Consider the following 21,208-nt stretch of genomic DNA (forward strand, 5'->3'; position numbering starts at 1 on the left):
CTGACAGGAACAGGTATCATGGCCAAGCCCAAGAAGACCCCCCGCCCCAGGGCCGAGACCCCGAAGGGGTTCCGCGACTACTTTGGCGCCGAGGTCACGCATCGGGCCGAGATGCTGCGCAAGATTGCTTCTGTCTATCACCGCTATGGCTTTGATGCCTTGGAAAGTTCCGGTGTGGAGACCGTCGAGGCGCTGGGCAAGTTCCTGCCCGATGTGGACCGCCCCAACGAGGGGGTGTTCGCCTGGCAGGAGGACGCAGAGGGCGACAGGCCCGGCGACTGGCTGGCGCTGCGTTATGATTTGACGGCACCGCTGGCGCGGGTCTATGCGCAGCACCGCAACGATCTGCCGACCCCCTACCGGCGCTATGCAATGGGCCCGGTCTGGCGCAATGAAAAGCCGGGGCCGGGGCGGTTCCGCCAGTTCTACCAATGCGATGCCGATACCGTCGGCGCGCCGTCGGTGGCGGCGGATGCCGAGATCTGCGCGATGCTGGCCGATTGTCTGGAAGAGGTCGGGATTGCGCGGGGGGACTACATCATTCGCGTGAACAACCGCAAGGTGCTCAATGGCGTGCTGGAAGTGGCGGGCCTGTCGGGGGACGACAAGGAAGCCGAGCGTGGGATTGTGCTGCGCGCGATCGACAAGCTGGACCGGCTGGGCCCGGAGGGTGTGCGCGCCTTGCTGGGCGAGGGCCGCAAGGACGAGAGCGGGGATTTTACGGGTGGTGCTGGGTTGAGTGACTTGCAGGTTCGCCAAATCATGGGCTTCGTTACTGCTAATAACAAGGCGCAGGAGCGACTATTGCGCGTGAGCGAGAATGCCGGTCTTCCTGAAGAATTGAAATCAATGTTCTTTGGTGCATCGACACAGCATGATGCTGATTTAGTCTCCGTGCTGGGTCGCTATGAACCGTGGGCAAAGCTTTGGAACTTCTATGTTCTCGAAGTTCTGTACGAGTTAGTCGATGATTCTACAGTCGGGGCTGAAGGTGTCGAGGAACTGCGAGAAATTTCGGAGCTTCTGAAATCACAGGGCTACCACTCAGACCGCATCGTCATCGACCCCTCCGTCGTGCGCGGCCTCGGCTATTACACCGGCCCCGTTTTCGAGGCTGAACTCACCTTCGAAATCCAGGATGAAAAGGGCCGCACCCGGAACTTCGGCTCTGTCGCGGGGGGCGGGCGTTATGACGATCTGGTGAAACGTTTCACCGGGCAGGAAGTGCCGGCCACCGGTGTCTCCATCGGTGTGGACCGGCTGCTGGCGGCGCTGGCGATGAAACAGCAGGCCTCTGGAATGGAAGTAGTTCAGGAAGGTCCTGTGGTGGTTACTGTAATGGATCGTGATCGTATGTCTGATTATCAGGAAATGGTAGCGGAGTTACGGAAAGAGAAAATTCGGGCAGAAGTCTATCTAGGAAATCCGAAAAATTTTGGTAATCAACTGAAATACGCGGACAAGCGGAATAGTCCAGTTGCTGTCATTGCCGGTAGCGACGAATTCGAGCGCGGTGTAGTGCAGATCAAGGACCTTGTCCTTGGTAATAGGATAGCGAAGGACGCCTCACACGAAGAGTGGAAAGAGCGCCCGAACCAGTACGAAGTATCGCGAGGTGACTGGGTCGAAGCGGTCAAGAAAATTATCTACGGGTCTGGATGATGCCCACACGTTCCGAAACCCTGACCCGCGCAGCATCCCTGCGCGCGATGTTCGAGGCGCAGGGTGCGGCGCTGGTGGAACCGCCGATCCTGCAGCCGGCAACCACCCTGCTGGAGCTTTACGGCGAGGACATGCGCGCGCGTGCCTATGTCACCTCGGACGCGCTGCGGGGGGAGCAGATGCTGCGCCCCGATTTCACCGTGCCGGTGGTGCAGATGCATATGGCCGAGGGCGCCGAACCCGCGCGCTATACCTACTCCGGCGAGGTGTTTCGCCGGCAGGAGGAAGACCCGGACCGCGCCAATGAATACATCCAGGTCGGCTATGAGGTGTTTGACCGCGCCGATCCGGCGGCGGCGGATGCCGAGGTCTTTGCCCTGATTGCCGAGGCGCTGCGGGGCCTGCCTCTGCGCGCGGTGACCGGCGACATCGGCGTGCTGATGGCGGCGGTGGAAGGATTGCAGACCAGCGCCCGGCGCAGGCATGCGCTGATGCGGCACATCTGGCGGCCACGCCGGTTCCGTGCGCTGCTGGACCGGTTTTCCGGGCGCACGCCGATGCCGCCCAGCCGTGCCGCGCTGCTGGCCGGACAGGCCCGCAGTGACGCCCCGCTGATCGGATTGCGCAGCCGCGCCGACATCGAGGAGCGTATCGCGGCCCTGCACGAAGATGCGGCGACGCCGCCGCTGTCGGGCCGCGAGGTGGAACAGATCGAGGCCTTGCTGGAGGTGCGCGAGGTGATGCCACATGCGCTCAGCCAGTTGCACGACCTGGCGGTGGACATGCCCGACATCGCCCCGGCAGTGGCCCGTGTCACCGCGCGCGAGGCGGCGCTGCGGGCGCGGGGCGTGGACACCGACAACCTGATGTTCGAGGCCAGCTATGGCCGGTCGTCGATGGAATACTACGACGGGTTTGTCTTTGGCTTCCGGGCCGAGGCGCGCGCGGACCTGCCGACGATTGCCAGTGGCGGGCGCTATGACGCGCTGACCCGGCGGCTGGGGCAGGGGCGCGAGATTCCGGCGGTGGGCGGTGTGATGCGTCCGGGCCTGATGCTGGTACTGGAGGGCGCGCCATGACGCTCAAGCTCGGGGTGCCGTCCAAGGGACGGCTGATGGAAAAGACCTTTGACTGGTTCGCACAACACGGGATCACCCTGCAGCGCACCGGGTCTGACCGGGAATATGCCGGGGCGGTCGCGGGAATCGAGGGGGTCAGCCTGATCCTGCTGTCTGCCGGTGAAATCCCCCGCGAGCTGGCCGCGGGGCGCATTCACATGGGGGTCACCGGCACCGACCTGGTGCAGGAAAAGCTGGCGCTTTGGGAACAATTGGTCGAACCGGTGGAGGAACTGGGGTTCGGCCATGCGGATCTGATCATCGCGGTGCCCAAGGCCTGGATCGACGTGGACACTCTGGACGATCTGGATGCCGCCGCCGCCGCCTTTCGCGCGGCGCATGGATTCCGCCTGCGGATCGCCACGAAATATCACCGGCTGGTCCGCAACTTCCTGCGCGACAGCGGCGTGGCCGATTATGCGCTGGTTGACAGCCAGGGCGCGACCGAAGGCACGGTGGCCAATGAAACCGCCGAGGCAATTGCCGACATCACGTCGAGCGGGGAAACCCTGCGCGCCAATCACCTCAAGATTCTCTGTGACGGGATGGTGCTGCGCTCTCAGGCGACGCTCTGGCGCAGCCGGACAGCCCCGATGGATGAACGGATTCGCAAGACGCTGAAAGAACTGGAAGCGCGGCTGGGGTAGGGCGGCCGCGCCATCGCCTGCAGCAGCCGGTGGCGATGCAAATCCGCCTTTCCTCTCCGGCTTATGGATGCAGCCCCCGGTGAATAGAGGCGCTGGCTGATGAACCTCAGCGCTTGTGCTCGGCGGTCAGTGCGTTACCCTCCGTTGAAAACAGATGAGGCAGATATGGCAGTGGCGCAACCGCACGAGCGGGTCGAATATATCGTAGAAGGTGGACACAGGCTTGCTGGCAGCATCACGCCAGCCGGGAACAAGAACGCGGCGCTGCCGATCATTGCCGCAACCTTGCTGACCGATCAGCCCGTCGAATTGTCCAACGTCCCGCGCATCCGCGATGTTGAGGCATTGCTTGAACTGATCGCCTCGATCGGTGCCGAGACAACCTGGACCGGTCCCAACACCCTGCGGATACACGCCCATAGGCTCAGCCCGACCGATCTTGACCCCGATCTTTGCATGCGGATCAGAGCGTCGATCCTGCTGGCTGGTCCGATGCTCGCCCGTTGCGGTGAGCTTACGCTGCCGCCGCCCGGTGGTGACGTGATCGGGCGACGGCGTCTCGATACGCATTTCCTTGCCCTTCGGGAACTTGGTGCCGATATCTCGGTCAATGACGCCTATGTCTTCAGGGCGCGCGCCCTTACGGGCGCTGACGTGTTTCTGGACGAACCCTCTGTCACCGCAACCGAGAACGCGCTGTGTGCCGCTGTCGCGGCGCGTGGCCTGACCGTTCTGCGCAACTGCGCGTCAGAGCCGCATGTCCAGGATCTCGCCCGTTTCCTTATGGCGCTGGGCGCAAAGATTGAAGGGATCGGCACCAACTGCATGACGGTCCACGGGGGCCGTACCCTGGGGGGCGCCTCCCATCGCATAGGCCCTGACCACATCGAAGTTGCCTCCTTCATCGGTCTGGCTGCGGTCACGCGATCGGAACTGCGGATCTGCGATGCCGGTGTGACACATCTCCGCTCAACGCTGATGGGGTTCGAGCGTCTGGGTATCCATTGCCGCATCGAAGGCGACGATCTGATTGTCCCGGCGGCCCAGAAACTCACGATCGAACCGGACTTCGGCGGCCATGTGCCCAAGATCGAGGATCAGCCCTGGCCGGCATTCCCGGCGGATGCGATGTCCATCGCCCTGGTTGCCGCAACGCAATGCGAAGGCATGGTGCTGATGTTCGAGAAAATGTTCGAATCGCGGATGTTCTTCACCGACAAGCTCATCTCGATGGGCGCGAGGATCGTGCTCTGCGACCCGCATCGTGCCGTCGTGTCCGGGCCGACCAGATTGCGCGGTGCCCGTGTCGAAAGCCCCGATATTCGCGCCGGAATGGCGATGCTGATCGCGGCGATGGGGGCCGAGGGGACTTCGCGCATCAACAACGCTCAGCAGATTGAGCGGGGTTATGAGCGGATTGACGAGCGGCTGAACGCCCTGGGGGCAAAAATTACCCGGGTGCCGGCGCGGGTCTGACGGCAAAGCTGCTGCCGCTGACATCCGTATTCTACCTGCCTGACCTGCGCGCGGTGGCACGGCCGGTGGCGGATTTGATCCTTCAGATCACCCCGATCTCGGCCAGCGCGCGGTTCAGCTCGCTGGGCAGGGCGGTGTCGCCTTCCTGTCCCTTGCGCAGGTCCGGCGGGGCGTCGGCGGGGTCAAGGTAGCGCCAGCCCTGGAACGGCCGCCGCAACGCGGGTGAGACGCGGATGATTTCCGGATCCAGCACGATGCCGCAGCGGCGGATGCCGTCATTGCCGATCATTTCATCGAAACCCAGGATGCGCTGGCGCGCCTGCACTTCGCCCTTGATCACCCAATAGATCGACCCGCCGTTCAGCACCTCGGCCTCGCGCTTGGGCCACATCCGGGTGACGTGGTAGTATTTCCCATCCTTGATTTGCCTGGACCGCTGGCGTTGCCAGTCCTCCAGACCTTCGATGCTTTCGGTCCCGACACTCAGCTTGATCAGGTTGACGTATTTATCCACAGGCTTTTCCCCAGACTCACCCCTGAGCCACGACATAAGGTAGTGCATCGGGCAGCGCATTCAAAGTGTGGTGGTTTGGGACTGGATGGGTTATCTTGGTCTCCTTCCTGATCCAGCCGAAAGATTCGACATGTCCCGATTTTCCGCCCCCATCGCCGAACAGATCTGGGACATGAAGTATCGCTTCAAGGATGCCGATGGCACGCCGCGCGATGTGACGGTGGAGGACACCTGGCTGCGCATCGCCCGCGACCTCGCGCAGGTGGAGAAGAACCCCGCCGAGTGGGAAAAGCCATTCTACGCCGCGCTGGAGGATTTCAAGTATCTGCCCGCAGGCCGCATCACCGCGGGGGCGGGCACCGCGCGGCGGGTGACGCTGTTCAACTGCTTTGTCATGGGCACCGTGCCGGACAGCATGGGCGGCATTTTCGACATGCTGAAAGAGGCCGCGCTGACCATGCAGCAGGGCGGCGGCATCGGTTACGATTTCTCGACCATCCGGCCCAGGGGGGCGGATGTCAAAGGCGTGTCCGCCGATGCTTCCGGCCCCTTGTCCTTCATGGATGTCTGGGACGCGATGTGCCGCACCATCATGTCGGCGGGGTCGCGCCGGGGCGCGATGATGGCCACCATGCGCTGCGATCACCCGGATGTTGAGGATTTCATCGCCGCCAAATCCGACCCCGCGCGCCTGCGCATGTTCAACATGTCCGTGTTGATCACCGATGCCTTCATGGAGGCGGTAAAAGCGGACGGCCCCTGGGAGCTGCGCTTTGACGACAGGGTCTATCGCACCCTGCAGGCCCGCGACCTGTGGAACAGCATCATGCGCGCCACCTATGATTTCGCCGAACCGGGCGTGATCTTTATCGACCGGATCAACCAGGCCAACAACCTGAGCTATTGCGAGACCATCGCCGCAACCAACCCCTGCGGCGAACAGCCCCTGCCGCCCTATGGTGCCTGCCTGCTGGGGTCGATCAACCTGGCGCGGCTGGTCAGCAACCCTTTTGAGCCGGACGCAGGTCTGGACCTTGAGGCGCTGGGCGAACTGGTGGCGACAGCGGTGCGGATGATGGACAATGTTGTCGACGCGTCGAAATTCCCGCTGGAAGCGCAGGCGCGTGAGGCGCAGGCCAAGCGGCGCATCGGGCTGGGTGTCACCGGTCTGGCGGATGCATTGCTGATGACCGGCCTGCGCTATGGCTCTGACGAGGCTGCCGCACAGACCGAAGAATGGATGAAGCAGATCGCCCGTGCCGCCTATCTCGCCAGTGTCGATCTGGCCAGAGAGAAGGGGCCTTTCCCGCTGTTCGACGCCGATGCCTATCTTGCCTCGGGCACCATGCAGATGATGGACGAGGACGTGCGCGACGCGATCCGCGAACACGGCATCCGCAACGCGCTGCTGACCTCCGTCGCGCCCACCGGCACAATCAGCCTTTATGCCGGAAACGTCAGTTCGGGGATCGAGCCGGTCTTTGCCTATGCCTATTCGCGCAAGGTCCTGCAAAAGGACGGCAGCCGGACCGAGGAAGAAGTGGTGGATTACGCCGTGCAGATGTGGCGCGAGCTGAAAGGCGACGCAGAACTGCCCGATTATTTTGTCAACGCCCAGACGCTGGCCCCGCTGGACCACGTCAAGATGCAGGCGGCGGCGCAGAAATGGGTGGATTCGAGCATCTCCAAGACCATCAACTGCCCGGAAGACATCAGCTTTGACGCCTTCAAGGATGTCTACATGGCAGCCTGGGATCAGGGCTGCAAAGGCTGCACGACCTACCGCCCGAACGAGGTGACGGGGTCGGTGCTGAGTGTGGCGGAGGAGAAGCCGGAAGCAAAGGCCCGCAAAAAGACCGGCCTGTCCATCCGTGCGGATCTTTTGGAAATAGCTACAAAAAAACGACCGACTACCGCGAGCCAACTTTCAAGGATCATCGGCGTTGAACCGGCAGTCGCCGCGGCGATTTTGAATGGTGAACCTGCCTCAGAAGAAGCCATCTGGCAAACTATCGCGTTGTTCGATCTCCCAGAGGTTGGTTCGTTCAATGAGGGACTCTTTGACGGCGAAAGCGCCACGCCCGGCGGCACGCCGGGCAGCGCCGACCCGCCCCCCCGGGGCGGCGCTTCACGCCACCCCGGCGGATCGGCGCTGCCCTCCGTGGAAAGCGGCTCCGTCGCCTCCAGCCTCAAGGACGTGGCCTCCGGTTCCAGCGAGGTCGTCTATATGTCTGAACCGCTGGACCGGCCGAGCGAGCTGGAAGGCAATACCTACAAGGTCAAATGGCCCGACAGCGAACATGCGCTCTACATCACCATCAACGACATCGTGCTGAACGGGCACCGCCGCCCCTTCGAGGTCTTCATCAATTCCAAGAACATGGAGCATTTCGCCTGGACCGTGGCGCTGACGCGGATGATCTCGGCGGTGTTCCGGCGTGGCGGCGACGTGTCCTTCGTGGTGGAGGAGCTGAAAGCCGTCTTCGACCCGCGCGGCGGGGCCTGGATGAAGGGCAAATACATCCCCTCGATCCTGGCGGCCATCGGTGGCGTGATCGAACAGCATATGATTGCAACAGGCTTCATCGCGGGCGAGGGGCTGGGCCTGAAAACCGATCCCCAGGCCCGCGTGGTCGGCCTCGACGCCCCCCGTGGCAAGGCCTGCCCGTCCTGCGGGCAGTTCGACATGCGCATGATCGAAGGCTGCATGACCTGCGCTTCCTGCGGTCATTCCAAATGCGGGTAGGGGTGGGGGTGCCTGTTGTTTGTGATTGTTTCAGCGGGCAATTGAGGGACATTCCGGCTCAAAAAACGGACTCTTGCTGGGTATAAAATGACCACTGGAAGCTAAATCATTGATATTTCTTGAATTGAAGAACGCAGGTCCGAGAGGCCCGGCGTTCTTTCGTTCTGGGCTGGCCCAAGGGGGACAAGGTTGACCTGGGCGGCGCCACGTTCTCATAACGTTCTCAAGGATCCGGATCCTCTTACTGAAACCCTTGGCGGCATCGTGCTGCCGAATGCTGGCCGCCTGTGCAGGGCGGACCGGCTCAGAGAGGACACCCAATGCCCCGAATACCATTTGCCGATGTCAGGTTCCCTCCCGAAGACCTGCCAACTGAATTCGAGCTCAACACGCGCTTGAAACGGTTCCTGTGGCGGTACAGGGAGAACATGGAGAATCCTCCCGATGAGTTGAGCTTGTCGGAAGAGGACCGCGCAAAGATAGAGCGCCGGACGCAAAAATATCTCCGCACGGTCGCGAACCAATCCGGGTTGGCGCACCTCGACAGGAAAGACCGTGCGCGGCTCGAGGTTTTTCGGAATGGTGCGATGCTGATGCCGGTCGAGACCGAGCACCGCGCCGACGAGATCGCCAGCGCCATTCACACCGCCATGCCGTGGACGGCCCCGGCCACCGATCGTCTTTGGCAGGATATGCGTGCTTCGGTCCGCAACGGCGATCCTGCGCCCCTTGTCCGGCCAATGCTTCTTGTTGGTCCGCCAGGGATCGGGAAGAGCCACTTTGCCCGCCTGCTTGGGGATCTACTCTACGTGCCAACGACAATCATCGAAGCCACAGGGGAGCCTGCGCCATTTGCTGTGACTGGGTCTCAGCGGGGCTGGGGATCCGCAAGCCCGGGAAAGGTTCTGGAAGGGATCATGGCGTCTCAAATAGCCAATCCTGTGATCGTGATTGACGAGATTGAGAAGGCTGGGGATGTGCAGTCATCGGGCGGACAGCGGTTTTCTTTGACCGAGGGTCTTTTGCCGCTCCTTGAGAGGTCTACCGCGCGCCACTGGTCATGTCCGTATTTCCGCATCGGCTTCGATATGTCCTGGATCACCTGGATCCTGACAGCCAATCGCCTGCGTGGTCTGCCAGAGCCGTTCCTGAGCCGTTGCCCTCCCACCGAACTGACGGCCCTCACACAGGAACACCTGATTGGCTTTGCGGAACAGGAAGGGGCGCGCCGCGACCTTCCCCAGGATGCCGTTGTTGCGATCAAGGAGGTCGTCAATGCCATCCGGACTCCGCACCACGTCAGCCTGAGGTCAGTCATTCGGATGCTGGATGCTGTCGAGCAGGCGATGAACCGTCCTGTGTTGCACTGAGCAAGGTCGGCGGGGCCGAGGTGTGTCTCGTCCGAACGACCTTAACGCCCGTCCCACAATCACTCTCACTTTGGAGTTTCCCATGAACAATAGAGACTTTTGGGCTCAGAAAATACGTAACGCCACCACTGCTGCCGAAGGTGGCCCTTTGGAATATGACCTCGCCTCGGCTCCTGTGCTGAACTATTGGCGACCCTATGTATCGTATCGCGGTGCGCCCATTCTGTGGGGGATTGCCTCGGGGCACCCGAGACTAAAGGAGGGCTGGATCACGACCTCGCAGCTTGTCGCGATTGACGTCGACCGAGCTTGGGCACGTACGGCGTCACGATGGTATGTGCTGGCTCACACCTTCTCCGACTATGAGGCGACGATCGCCGAGGGTCTCGGAATGGAGGACGCCCCTTCGGGATTCGTGCAGATTGACTTGCCCGGGTGCCGGCCGCTGGACGACCTGTCACTGCTGGATGAACTGTTGGCGGCCTGGCGGGAACGTATGATGCGCGACGATGCGGGAGAGGGCTGACATGTCTGACGAGGGCGACCAGGGTTACTTTGATCTCAGAGAGCGACAGCAGAAGAGAGAGCGGGCACTTCTCCCTGGTCTTGAGTTCCCGTCAGCACGCCACCGGAGGAGTGACGCAATGAAGCCGACATTGCCCTGGAAAGCGTTACAGACAAAGAAACATAATTATCTATAACCTTACAACGGTGGGCCAAGGTGGTTTTGTCGCTTCCGGCCCACAGCCGGCGTTCACCTGGCTGGCCGCGCTGCGGCGCAGCTCCCCTTTTCCGGACATTCACCAGGCTGGCCATCGGTACTCGCGTTTCCCAAGCAAGTCATTCGTAGCTTTGTGCTGCGATAAAACCGAGCTGTTACCTCGGAACCCCGAGATGAATGTCTCAGAACAGCTGGGCGACAAGGCGGCTCAGCTCCAGAATCTTCTGAAAATCCATAAATTTAATGTTGCAACAAGGCCCTATATGCCTCGGAGTTTAAAGAAGCGTGCATGGCCCCTTGCCTCAAACAGCCTTTCGCCCGTTAATCGCACAATTAGAGCAAAGGAGCATGGGGTTTACGCTTGACGATCTTAAGTGTTAGCGCATCGGAATATCTCGGAAGGACTGTGACCGGCAGGTCGCATCCGATGAAATGCATGTGCGAATGCGAAGACGGAAGCGAGAAGGAGGTCTATGTCAAATACAAGGACTTTCACGAAGACCTCGTCTTCGACCACCTTGTGGGCGAATTGGTCGCAAATCAGTTCGCACTAGATCTCGGCCTACCCGCAGCCACGCCTTGTCTTGTGTGCGTCGATCAAGATTTCCTGGTTGCTCTTCCGCGTGACGAGGAGGGCGACGCACTCCGAGCAGCGTTCGACGCAACCGGCGGCATCGCGTTCGGCTCAGCAGCCTTTAGCGCGAACAGAAGATGGGCACCCACCAACATCGTCCATAAGGGGCAGCTTCGCCAAGCGACCCAGCTCTACTTGTTCGATACCATCGTTGAGAACTCGGACAGGGGCGTTGGGAACACGAACCTTCTAGCCCTGGGCCACGATTTCAAGGTGATAGACTTCGGACACAGCTTTCAGCGCTGCCACGGTGGTTCGGACTACAATGCTGGGGCATTCCCCTGGCAGCATGGAGGTATCGTCAACCACTTCCCCGGAAACATGCAGCACGTGCTGCTCAGTGGCCTTAAAGATGTGACCGAGGAGATGATAGACGACTTCACGACGAACCTGGCAGGGCTGTCAGACAACGTTATCGAAGACTATGTTACCATAGTGCCTCCTGCGTGGGGGGATGAATGCGCGTGCAAGATCGTGGACTATCTGCTAGACGCGCGCGACAACGCGGATGGATTCTCAACTCGAGCGAAGGAGGTGCTACTGTGAAACGTAAGTTCAAGTTCGACTACTGCCTCCTGCAGTACGAACATAACCCGTGGCTTAAGGAACGCCTCAATATCGGCGTGCTACTGTATAGCGAGGCAGCTAACTTTCTTCAGCTTGAAACTCGAAGCTGGGACGGTCGCATCCTGCAGTCCTACCCAAATATTGAAAAGGCGTCTTTCACAGAGGACCTTAATCAGATTGCGCGGAGCATTAAGATATTTCTGCGCACAGATTTCAAGCAGCCAAGTCTGCTCCCAAGCCTCAAGTCACTACCTTCAATCGATCAGAGCGAATATGGCGCATTGCGGATAGCTCAACTGCTGTCTCCCGACATGGATACTAGCTACCGATGGGAGGCTGGTGGAGTTGGGGTTTGCAGTTCGCCCTCAGAGAAGCTTGATCAGCTTTTCCATCGTTTCGTCACTTCTTATGACAAGCCTAAGAATGATGCGAACCGCAGTGATAGCCAGGTCTGGTCAACTTTCAGCTCCAAATTATCAGAACGCAAGTTGGATCGCTTTATTGAAGTGGACAAGACCGTTACCACAGATCTAGGTCCTGTGAAGTTTCACGCGGGATATAGGAACGGAGCACTTCACGTCATTCAGCCCCTTTCCTTTGACCTTAAAGATGAGGAACAAATTGGATCAAAGGCTGCTAGATGGGCAGGTTACGTACAAGCGGTGAAGAGCTACAGCCAAGGCAGCGTGCAATCTCATTTTGTACTTGGGCATCCCTGCAAACCTAATCTTGAAGATTCGTTCGATAGGGCGAAGAAATATTTGGAGAAGATCACCGGGGCCAGAAACGTTGTAACTGAAGAGAATTCGAGCGACTTTGTCGATATTATAGAAGGTCAGATGCAGGGGCACTGACCCGTCTCGCTGCAAGTCTTGCACTTCATTGCTAAGCCATGCTCAGGAGCCTCCCTGCCAAGAATTTTGCTAAGGTCCGTTTCTACACGAGATCAAGAGTGCCCATTTGAGTCCCGTCCCACCGTGCAGCTGCTTGGCGTGATGCTGCGGCGGGCACGGAGGTCGACCTGGAAAACGTCTCTACCATTTCAGGCGCAGTTAGCAGATATCGCAAGTTTCGCTTTATTTGAGGGACGCTACCGCCTCTCGGCGCTTGAGTTCCATATCATTTATAGCGGCTTCGAGATCCGGCGATATAGGATTCTCTGGTCCTGGCAGCGGCAGGTCGGCCAGGAACCGCCAGCGGCGATCGAGCGCAGCAAGCGATACCTCATCGGTATGACCGCGCCGCGTTTGCCGAAGGAATAAGCTTCTCAGCTCATTTGACACGGGCTTGCCCTCACGCATCCTCTTCGCGGTCCAAAGCGTAACATCGACAAGCTCGAGCCCAGCACTTTCATCGCCAGGTTTGTATTCAGGTGGAATTTCCGGGAGCTTCGAATAATCATACTCGGGCATGCCAGGTCCGAGACTAGAGTTATGGCCGCGGAGCTTCTGGTAAATTTCTGCCAACTCGGCTTGTGCTTTATTAAACTCAGTCTGACGGTCGACAGTAATCTTATGCACCTTCTGCCCCATGGCCGTTGCCTGCGTACCGATTCCGTAAAGCACCGATTGGAAGCCGACCAGATTTGGAGAGATCTGCAACGAGGTGTCGTAGTTGCCCACGCCGTAGCTTATCTCGTCGGGATTTGCACCTGCCCAGCGGATAGCACCATCAATGAGTTCCCGAGAACGGGCATCAGGCAGTCTGTCGATGTTGGCTAGTAGCCGCCCGTGGACATCTTGGAGCATCTTAGCGCAGCGTGCAGGGTTTTTCTCCAGCCTCGCCTTCCACGCAGCTTTGGCGATGTCCTCATCGAAAAGGTGCGCAACTTTGAACAGCAAGGGGTAACGCAGTGGAGTCCAATAATGATTCCACGCGACTGCGTCATTCAAGCCTGCATCGAAGACCTGGTCGAAATAGCTAATGATTGCATGATCTCTCTTGTCGACCGTGAAAATCGAAAACCGAAGGTCGTTCTTCTTGCTAAATTTCTCGATCCGCTCAGCTATTGTCGTCAACTTTGCAACGCCAAGCTCATTGGCGTGAATTCGCTTCACGCCAAGCTCTTTTCGAAGCGTCCGCAATAGTGGAGCGGAAATCACGTCCAGATTCGCGCGGGCTCCGAGAACCCCATAATAGAGCATTGGTTGGGCAGGGTCGAATAGATGCAACCCTGTGTTTCCGCTTTCATCGACATAATAATACATAATTTCCCCCGGCGGACCGAACACACTATGTGCCGGAGCATCTCTCACCGTCAATGCCCCGACAGCTAAGGCCGCATTGCACCCTCTGTGTAGATCACGCACGGCTCAACGGGATGATCCTTGCGGAATGTCCGCTTCGGTGGTGTGGCAAAGTTGCGTTAGCACGCGCTGTGAACTGCAGCTTTCCGCCCTTTCTGTAGGCCACCGCTTCCGGCCCAGAGCTGGCTTTGGCAGCCCCTACAACGCTGCGGAGATGTTATTTGAAGGCGGACTCTGAAACAATGTGCAGCAATTGCCGCGGAAGATGCTCTTCGCGACGCTGCAGTGGTTCCAAGTGTGCCGACAGCCATAGTGCCCCCAATCCGCCTTTCCGAAATCGTGTGATTGACAGCGCGACGGGTTTGCCGAAGGTTTCGCTACATGGCGCTGCCACATTCGGACAAAAGCGTTTGTTTCGGTGGCAGGAAAGGGCAGACCCATGGTTGGTATCGCAGTCGACACGATCCAGACAGAGTTACTCGACGAGGCAATCGCATCGCCGCAACTACTTGCCGATGTCGCTCAGGTGGAAGGATATATTTCAGAAACATATTCAAATCGCTCTTTCGTCGAGTTGCTTCAGAAAACACGATTTCGGTTTCGCGCTGGCGAAAGGGCGAGAACGTGGTCGCCGAAATCTTCCGAAGCCAGGGTTACGAGGTAGAGGATTGCAGCCGGCAGAACATTGGTTACGATCTGCTGGCCAAAAACCAAGAGGGCGAGTATTTCATCGAGTTCAAGACCATCAATCGCGCCGACGAGCCATTCATCATGACCACGAATGAAGAGGCCGTGGCACGTCAAAAAGGTGACCGCTACCTTGTCGCGCTGCAGCGAGAGCTGGATGACTGCGTCGAGCTTGCCGTACTGCGCGACCCGGCAAACAGTCTCCAGCTCGACCGTCAATGTCGACAATGGGTCTGGGAGTGTTCGACCTACACTTACAGGCCACGCAGGTTTCCGACTACGTGATTTTCGGGATGATCTTCAACTCAACTGGAAAAGCTCTCGCGTAGACCGTCTCGGAAAGAGTTTCGATGCCGAAAAAGCTCTCAGCTTCCAGATAGACAGAAGTGGATCCGCAAAGCTGGCGGTTTGCATTGTAGCAATTGATATCGATTTCGACACCGGCCGCGATGGAACTCCCACCCGCTGCTGTGATTTCAGCCATGACGCTGACCTGATACTCGCCTTCCGAATCCGGCTCCTCGTCAACGGTCACCATCAAACCACCGATGTCTATTCCAGCTCGCTCTTCGAGCATTTCGAAGCGTCGGACGCAGTGTGTGATTTCCTTGAAAGGCATTATCGAATCTCCGAATGCACCTCGTGAAAAGTAGTGCCCTGGATGAACGTAGTACAGGACTTTGATGATGTAACCGCCCCCCCGACGGCATCGATGTGTCAAGGTGGGCGGTTACATCATCAAAGTCACTGAGACACGGTTTTCAATTCTTTGGCGGAACGACCATACAATTGACATACGCATGCTCGTATGGGCGAATGACTTGGGGAATAAAGGGCCAGGTAGCGTAAGAATGTCGTTTGATACGTTTGGGGAAGAGTCGCGTGACCAGCTCGTGCTGGAGCTGTCCGTCGCTCAAAAAGTGAACTTTGCATCGTCCCAAAACGGTGTCTCGATTCTGAAAAATGTCGTGTTGCAGAACCTTTCAGATGAGCAGCTGGAGAATATCACTCTCGAACTGACTTGCAGTCCCGGTCTGATCCGCCCGAAAAACTGGACGGTGGATCGGCTGGCGCCGGGGCAACGACAAGAGCTGCGCAACCTGGAAACGCCCTTGGACACGGTGATCCTCGGCGGTCTCAACGAGGCAGAGTGGGGAGAGCTGCAGTTCGTCGTCAAGCACGGCGATACAGAGCTGTTGCAGCAGCAGCGCCCGATCGAGATGCTGGCCCGAGATGAATGGGGTGGTGTGGGCGACATGGCGCATCTGCTTGCGGCCTTCGTCTCTCCCAATGACACGGTTGTCGCTGGTGTCCTCAAAGAGGCCAGCCGACTACTGGAGGGGGCCGGACAGAGCGGTGCCATGGATGGCTACCAGTCCCGAGACCCGTCCCGTGCATGGATGCTGGCCGGGGCGATCTGGTCGGCCGCGACCGGCATGGGGTTGACCTACGCGGTGCCTCCGGCAAGTTTCGAGTTGCGTGGCCAGAAGGTGCGCGACCCCGGCCGCATCAAGTCTGAAGGACTGGCCACCTGTCTGGATAGTGCTCTTCTGCTGGCCGGCTGCTTCGAGGCTGCTGGCCTCAACCCCGTTGTGCTCTTCTCCGAAGGGCATGCCTGGACCGGGGTCTGGCTGACGGAGCGGGATTTTGGGACTATCAGCGAACCCGACGTCATGACGGTCCGGAAGGCCATCGATGCGCGCGAGTTTGTGGTCATGGAGACCACCTTGCTGACGAAGAAACCCAGCGTAGGGTTCGAGCAGGCGGTCGATACGGCGCGCGAGCTGACATCCGAGCGCAATGAGCACAACTTTGTCATGGCAGTCGACATCCGGCGTGCCCGCGCGGCCCGGATCCGCCCGCTTGCCAGCCACCGTTCCGAGCCGGAGGCCGATGCCGAAGACGTCGTTGCTAGTCCGGCAGCCTTGCCGCGCCCGCTGGATCTGGGCCTGCTGCCGGGCGAACTGATCGAGGATGAGGCCTCGACGCCGGCAGACCGGATCTCTCGCTGGCAACGCAAGCTTCTTGACCTGTCGCTGCGCAACCGGTTGCTGAACTTCAAGGACACCAAGCAGACGCTCCCCTTCCTCTGCCCTGATGTCTCGGCACTGGAGGATCAGTTGGCCGACGGCAAGAGGTTCCGCGCGCTGGCGTTGAAGGACGAGGATCCGGTCGGCACGCGCGACCTTCTGGCGAAGGAAGAACCCAAACTCCTTGAGGAAGTCGCGAAGGATGCCTTCGCGAAGGGCCAAATCGCGGTCCCGCTAACCCGCAAGGAGAGCGAGCGCCGGCTGCTCGAGCTGCACCGGCGCGCTAAAAGCGACATGCAGGAAGGCGGCACGAACACCCTGTTCCTGGCCGCCGGCTTCCTACGCTGGAAGAAGTCCGAAGGAGACACGCGCAGCTACCGCGCGCCGCTGCTCCTAGTGCCGGTGAAGATCTCCCGCAGGTCGGCGCAGTCGGAGTTCGTGATCGAGCATCACGAGGACGACGTGCGCTTCAACACCACGCTTCTGGAGTTTCTCAAGCGGGACTTCGACCTGAAGGTGCCCGAGCTGGAGGGTGATCTGCCGCGGGATGACAGCGGTTTCGACCTGCCACGCATCTTTGAGATCATGCGACGCAAGGTGCGCGATGTTGCCGGTTTCGAGGTGGTCGAGGAGCTTGCGCTTTCGACCTTCTCCTTTGCAAAGTTCCTGATGTGGAAGGACCTGGTAGAGCGGACCGACAGCCTGCGCGAGAGCACGCTGGTGAAGCATCTGGTGGACAACCCGACCGAGCCCTTCCTGGCCGAAGGGACGCCGGGACTGCCTGTTGCGGTCGACGTGGACCGCAGGCTGGCGCCGCGCGACCTATTCACGCCGCTGCCCGCTGACTCCTCGCAACTTGCTGCCGTTCTGGCCGCGCATGAGGGGCATGATTTCGTCCTGATCGGGCCGCCGGGCACCGGCAAGAGCCAGACCATCGCCAATATCATCTCGCAATGCCTCGCCATGCAAAAGACGGTTCTCTTTGTGGCCGAGAAGTCGGCGGCGCTGGACGTGGTGCAGCGGCGGCTTGCGTCGCATGGGCTTGGCGATGCGGTACTGGAGCTGCATTCCAACAAGGCCGACCGGAAATCGGTGCTGTCTCAACTGGGCCGCAGCTGGGCGCGGGCGGCCAGCGAGTCGGACGCCGACTGGATCAAGGTGACCGACGATCTGACGGTCACCCGCGAACAGCTGAACACCTATGTCACGGCGCTGCACAAGAAGGGCACGCAAGGCTTCAGTGTCTTCCAGGCGATCGGCAAGGCTGTCGGTCGGGAACAGCCGTTCAGCCTGGGCTTCGCGAACAAAGACGCGCATGATGCGGAAAGCTACATGCATCTGCGGGAGCTGGCCGAAGCCCTTGGCCGGTGCCAGGAGATCATTGCGGGCCGCAAGCCGCTGCCACTGGTGCAGGCGGAGGAGTGGTCCTTTGGCTGGCAGGCGGAGCTTCTGGACCGAAGCGCGAAGCTGGACACGGCCACGCGTGAACTGGCTGAGGCCGCCGAGGCGCTCGCGCGCCATGCCGGGCTGACCTGGGCGGGCACGGGCGAGGCTTCCGAGGTCGCGCCGCTGCTGCGCCTCGCGTCGATCCCCGAGACTGGAGAGGATATAAGCTGGTCGCTGACGCGGGATGTCGTTGAGATGGAGGCGCAAACCGAGGCGCTGACCGACAAGCTCGCCGCATATACCGCCGCAGCCGGTCGAACCTCTGCCAGCTATCCGATGGCGCGGCTGGACGGCATTCCGCTGGGTCAGCTTGATGCCAACTGGCGACTTGCACAGACGAAGATGTGGCCGTTCTCGATCTTTGCCAAATCCTCGGTGAGCAAGCTCTTGCAGACCTATGCGGAGGGCGGAAAGGCCGATCCCCAATCCGATATCGCCGCGCTGGCGGAGGCCAAGCGCGCCCGAGCCGATGTTGAGGCGACTCCGCTCACCGGGTGCCCGGTGGTCAAGGGCGTGGAAACGGATCCGGCACGTCTTTCTGACTGGATGGACCAGGCGCGGGCGATGAAGACGGTATTCGCCGAGATCGCGCCCGCGGTCGCCGATCCGGCCCGTTGGGATCTGGCCCGCCAGAATCTTGCCGAGCGGAACGGCGGTGACCTGCGGAACGCGATCACGCTCTTCCATCGCAAACATGAAAGCTGGCATGAGCATGCCGGGGCCTTCGCGCAGACGGCGCAAACCTCGCCCGAGGGGATGGCCCTGTCGGAGCTGCTCGCATCTCTGCAGGCCATCCAGGACAACAAGGAGCACCTGCAGGATTGGACCCGGTGGGTCGAAGTCCGCACACAAGCCCGCGGAGCAGGGCTTGAGACCCTCGTCCATGCCGTTGAGGACGGCCTGATCGAGGGCGACGTCGATGCAGCCTTCACCTCGGCCTATGCGGCCTGGTGGTTGCCGCAGGCCATGGATGCGCAGCCTGAATTGCGGGGGTTCTCCCACTGGTCGCACGAGGATGCGATCAAGCGCTTCCGGGAGTTGGATGATCGTGCAACGGACATGGCCGCTGGGCAGGTCCTGTCCCGCATCCAGCATGGCTTGCCCGCCCAGGATGCCGTCGCGCGCCGTTCTGAACTTGGCACGCTGCGGCATCAGCTTGGGCTGCAACGGCCCAGCATGCCAATCCGCACGCTGATCTCGGAAATGCCCGACGCCTTCACCAAGCTGGCCCCATGCGTGCTGATGTCCCCGCTATCGGTGGCGCAGTACCTCCCTGCGGGGCAGGCAGCTTTCGACGTGGTGATCTTCGACGAAGCGTCCCAGATCACCACCTGGGACGCGATTGGTGCGATAGCGCGGGGCAAGCAGGCGATCATCGTCGGCGACCCGAAGCAGCTTCCCCCGACGAACTTCTTCGGACGCAGCGACGCCGGTGAGGACGAGCTGCCTGAGGCAGAGCGGGATTTGGCGTCCATCCTGGACGAGGTCGCCGCGGCAGGCATCCCGACGCAGCAGCTTGATTGGCACTATCGCAGCCGGGACGAGGCGCTCATCGCCTTTTCCAACTGGCACTACTACGGCGGCCGCCTGGTGACCTTCCCGTCTCCGGCAACGGCGTCGGAAGCGGTGAGGCTGCATCAAGTCGATGGCGTCTATGCGCGGGGCCAAGGGCGAACCAACGAGGCCGAAGCCCGCGCCATCGTGCGCATGACGGTACGCCGTCTGAACGAATGGCTGACTTGGCCTGAAGATAAGCGGCTGACACTTGGGGTCATCACCTTCAACGCCGAGCAGCAGGGTCTGATCCTCGACTTGCTGGATGAGGAGCGGCGGAAGAACCCGGATCTGGAATGGTTCTTCGAGGATGCGCGGGAAGAGCCGGTCATCGTCAAGAACCTCGAGAACATCCAGGGCGACGAGCGGGACGTGATGCTGTTCTCGATCACCTTTGGCCCTGACCACGCAGGCAAGCTTTCGATGGCCTTCGGTGCTCTGAACGGAGACGGCGGCGAGAAGCGCCTGAACGTAGCGGTGACGCGCGCTCGGGCGGAGTTGCACGTATTTGCTTCGATCCGGGCCGATCAGATCGACCTGATGCGCACCAAGGCCATCGGGGTGAAGCACCTGAAGGGCTTCCTCGATTTTGCAGGACGTGGACCTGTGGCGCTTCCGGCGCAGGACGATGGGTCTCTTGGGCCTGTCGAAAATGTCTTTGAGGCAGCGATCAAAGCAGCCATCGAGGCGAAGGGTTGGGAGCTGCGTCCGCAGATCGGCGTCTCGGGCTTCCGCATCGATTTGGGCGTCGTGCATCCGGATCATGCGGGCGTCTATCTTGCGGGGATCGAGTGTGACGGGGCGACCTATCACGGTTCTGCCACGGCGCGGGACCGGGACAAGGTGCGGCAAGCGGTGCTGGAAAACCTCGGCTGGACGATCTTCCGGATCTGGTCGACCGACTGGTTCCGCAATCCTGCGGCTGTGGTCGAACGCATCCACGCTGCGCTGAGAGAGCATCTCGAGACGGATCGGGCCAAGCGGGCCGAAGAAGACGCGGCACGCGACGCCATGCTCGCGGAAGATGCCGATGAGATCGAGGTCTCACACGAGGCCGAGGAAGCAGAGGCCACTGAGGTCGAGCTGCCGATCATAGAGGTCGGCGTTGAAGGAGACATCGCACCGTCAGAGCCTGTCCAGCAGGAGGCACAGTTTGCCCGTGCAGCGCAGGCAGCTGCCAGGCCGGAGGTGGGAGAAACTGGTTCGAGTGAAGCCAGCCCCGATCCCGAAAGGTTCTACGATGCGGACTACATCCCCGTCCTTGAGCGCCTGATCGCGGGCGTGGTCGAGCGCGAAGGGCCTATGCCGGTTGCCTTGCTGGGCAAGCGGGTCTCCGGGATGCATGGCTGGCAACGGACGGGGAGGCGGATCTCCGAGCAGGTGTCCAGGGCGCTTGGCCAGGTTGAACTGCATCCCGAGAATGATGTCGATTTCCTTTGGTCGGTGGGAACGAAAGCCGACAGGGTCGGTTTCCGGTTGGGACTGGAGCGCTCTATCCGGGATATTTCCCGCACGGAGATTGCAGAGCTTTATGATCGCCATGTATCCGAGCTGAGCAGGAGCGAGGATCCCGTTCTCGATCTGGCGCGGTACGCGGGGATTGCCAGATTGTCAGCGGATGCGCGTTCATACCTGTTGGAGTGCTTGGAATGGCGATCCACTGCCCGTGAGTGAGGAAGAGCGATCGGGCGGTCGCGCCACTGCCCGTCGCATCAGGCACGTCATTGCGTTAGGGCCCCGCCAAGAAATCAACGGGCTTTGTTCGGCGCTTTCTCATCGTTACTCATAAA

Annotated in this window: 14 protein-coding genes; 11 read left to right on the forward strand and 3 right to left on the reverse strand. The window is 60.4% G+C overall.

Annotated elements, in window-relative coordinates:
• Window positions 1-18 precede the first annotated feature (18 nt).
• From hisS to murA, 4 genes are all read left to right on the forward strand, one after another.
• Window positions 19-1,662, forward strand: a complete 1,644-nt coding sequence (hisS, locus tag O4H53_RS22275) for a histidine--tRNA ligase (RefSeq protein ID WP_269367265.1) — start codon at window positions 19-21, stop codon at window positions 1,660-1,662.
• On the forward strand, window positions 1,662-2,741 hold the full coding sequence (locus O4H53_RS22280; RefSeq protein WP_269367266.1) for an ATP phosphoribosyltransferase regulatory subunit: 1,080 nt from the start codon (window positions 1,662-1,664) through the stop codon (window positions 2,739-2,741). The genes hisS and O4H53_RS22280 overlap by 1 nt, the downstream gene beginning before the upstream one ends.
• Window positions 2,738-3,427: an ATP phosphoribosyltransferase gene (gene hisG, locus O4H53_RS22285; RefSeq protein ID WP_269367267.1), complete on the forward strand. Its 690-nt coding sequence runs from the start codon at window positions 2,738-2,740 to the stop codon at window positions 3,425-3,427. Before O4H53_RS22280 ends, hisG begins: the two co-directional genes overlap by 4 nt.
• Window positions 3,428-3,592: 165 nt before the next feature.
• On the forward strand, window positions 3,593-4,903 hold the full coding sequence (murA, locus tag O4H53_RS22290) for a UDP-N-acetylglucosamine 1-carboxyvinyltransferase (RefSeq protein WP_269367268.1): 1,311 nt from the start codon (window positions 3,593-3,595) through the stop codon (window positions 4,901-4,903).
• Between the two features lie 82 nt (window positions 4,904-4,985).
• Here murA and O4H53_RS22295 read toward each other — a convergent pair whose 3' ends face one another.
• On the reverse strand, window positions 4,986-5,417 hold the full coding sequence (locus O4H53_RS22295; protein ID WP_269367269.1) for a DUF1489 family protein: 432 nt from the start codon (window positions 5,415-5,417) through the stop codon (window positions 4,986-4,988).
• A 130-nt stretch (window positions 5,418-5,547) separates the two neighbouring features.
• Between O4H53_RS22295 and O4H53_RS27210 the strand changes: the two genes are divergently transcribed.
• The 5 genes from O4H53_RS27210 (at window position 5,548) to O4H53_RS22320 (ending at window position 12,309) form a co-directional block, all read left to right on the forward strand.
• Window positions 5,548-8,163 carry an adenosylcobalamin-dependent ribonucleoside-diphosphate reductase gene (locus tag O4H53_RS27210; protein ID WP_269367270.1) on the forward strand — a complete coding sequence of 872 codons (2,616 nt, stop codon included), beginning with the start codon at window positions 5,548-5,550 and terminating at the stop codon, window positions 8,161-8,163.
• A 320-nt stretch (window positions 8,164-8,483) separates the two neighbouring features.
• On the forward strand, window positions 8,484-9,533 hold the full coding sequence (locus tag O4H53_RS22305) for an AAA family ATPase (protein ID WP_269367271.1): 1,050 nt from the start codon (window positions 8,484-8,486) through the stop codon (window positions 9,531-9,533).
• 82 nt (window positions 9,534-9,615) lie between these two features.
• The gene (locus O4H53_RS22310) at window positions 9,616-10,059 is read left to right on the forward strand and encodes a DUF6634 family protein (protein ID WP_269367272.1); all 444 of its coding nucleotides are present in this window, start codon (window positions 9,616-9,618) and stop codon (window positions 10,057-10,059) included.
• 556 nt (window positions 10,060-10,615) lie between these two features.
• Window positions 10,616-11,434 carry a HipA family kinase gene (locus O4H53_RS22315; protein ID WP_269367273.1) on the forward strand — a complete coding sequence of 273 codons (819 nt, stop codon included), beginning with the start codon at window positions 10,616-10,618 and terminating at the stop codon, window positions 11,432-11,434.
• On the forward strand, window positions 11,431-12,309 hold the full coding sequence (locus O4H53_RS22320; RefSeq protein WP_269367274.1) for a DUF3037 domain-containing protein: 879 nt from the start codon (window positions 11,431-11,433) through the stop codon (window positions 12,307-12,309). Before O4H53_RS22315 ends, O4H53_RS22320 begins: the two co-directional genes overlap by 4 nt.
• A gap of 222 nt (window positions 12,310-12,531) precedes the next feature.
• Here the strand turns inward: O4H53_RS22320 and O4H53_RS22325 are convergent, their stop codons facing one another.
• Window positions 12,532-13,662, reverse strand: coding sequence for a DUF3800 domain-containing protein (locus O4H53_RS22325; RefSeq protein ID WP_269367275.1), 1,131 nt, complete (start codon window positions 13,660-13,662; stop codon window positions 12,532-12,534).
• A gap of 420 nt (window positions 13,663-14,082) precedes the next feature.
• Here O4H53_RS22325 and O4H53_RS27215 point away from each other — a divergent pair, with 420 nt between their 5' ends.
• Window positions 14,083-14,673, forward strand: coding sequence for a DUF3883 domain-containing protein (locus O4H53_RS27215; protein ID WP_443069630.1), 591 nt, complete (start codon window positions 14,083-14,085; stop codon window positions 14,671-14,673).
• Here O4H53_RS27215 and O4H53_RS22335 read toward each other — a convergent pair.
• Entirely contained in the window at window positions 14,666-15,007 is a 342-nt protein-coding gene (locus tag O4H53_RS22335; protein WP_269367277.1) for a hypothetical protein, read from the reverse strand. The genes O4H53_RS27215 and O4H53_RS22335 overlap by 8 nt on opposite strands.
• Window positions 15,008-15,239: 232 nt before the next feature.
• Between O4H53_RS22335 and O4H53_RS22340 the strand changes: the two genes are divergently transcribed.
• Window positions 15,240-21,092 (forward strand): DUF3320 domain-containing protein, encoded by a 5,853-nt coding sequence (locus O4H53_RS22340; protein WP_269367278.1) that lies wholly within the window; start codon window positions 15,240-15,242, stop codon window positions 21,090-21,092.
• Window positions 21,093-21,208 lie beyond the last annotated feature (116 nt).

Source organism: Sulfitobacter sp. G21635-S1 (genome assembly GCF_027213915.1).
Taxonomy (GTDB): Bacteria; Pseudomonadota; Alphaproteobacteria; order Rhodobacterales; family Rhodobacteraceae; genus Sulfitobacter.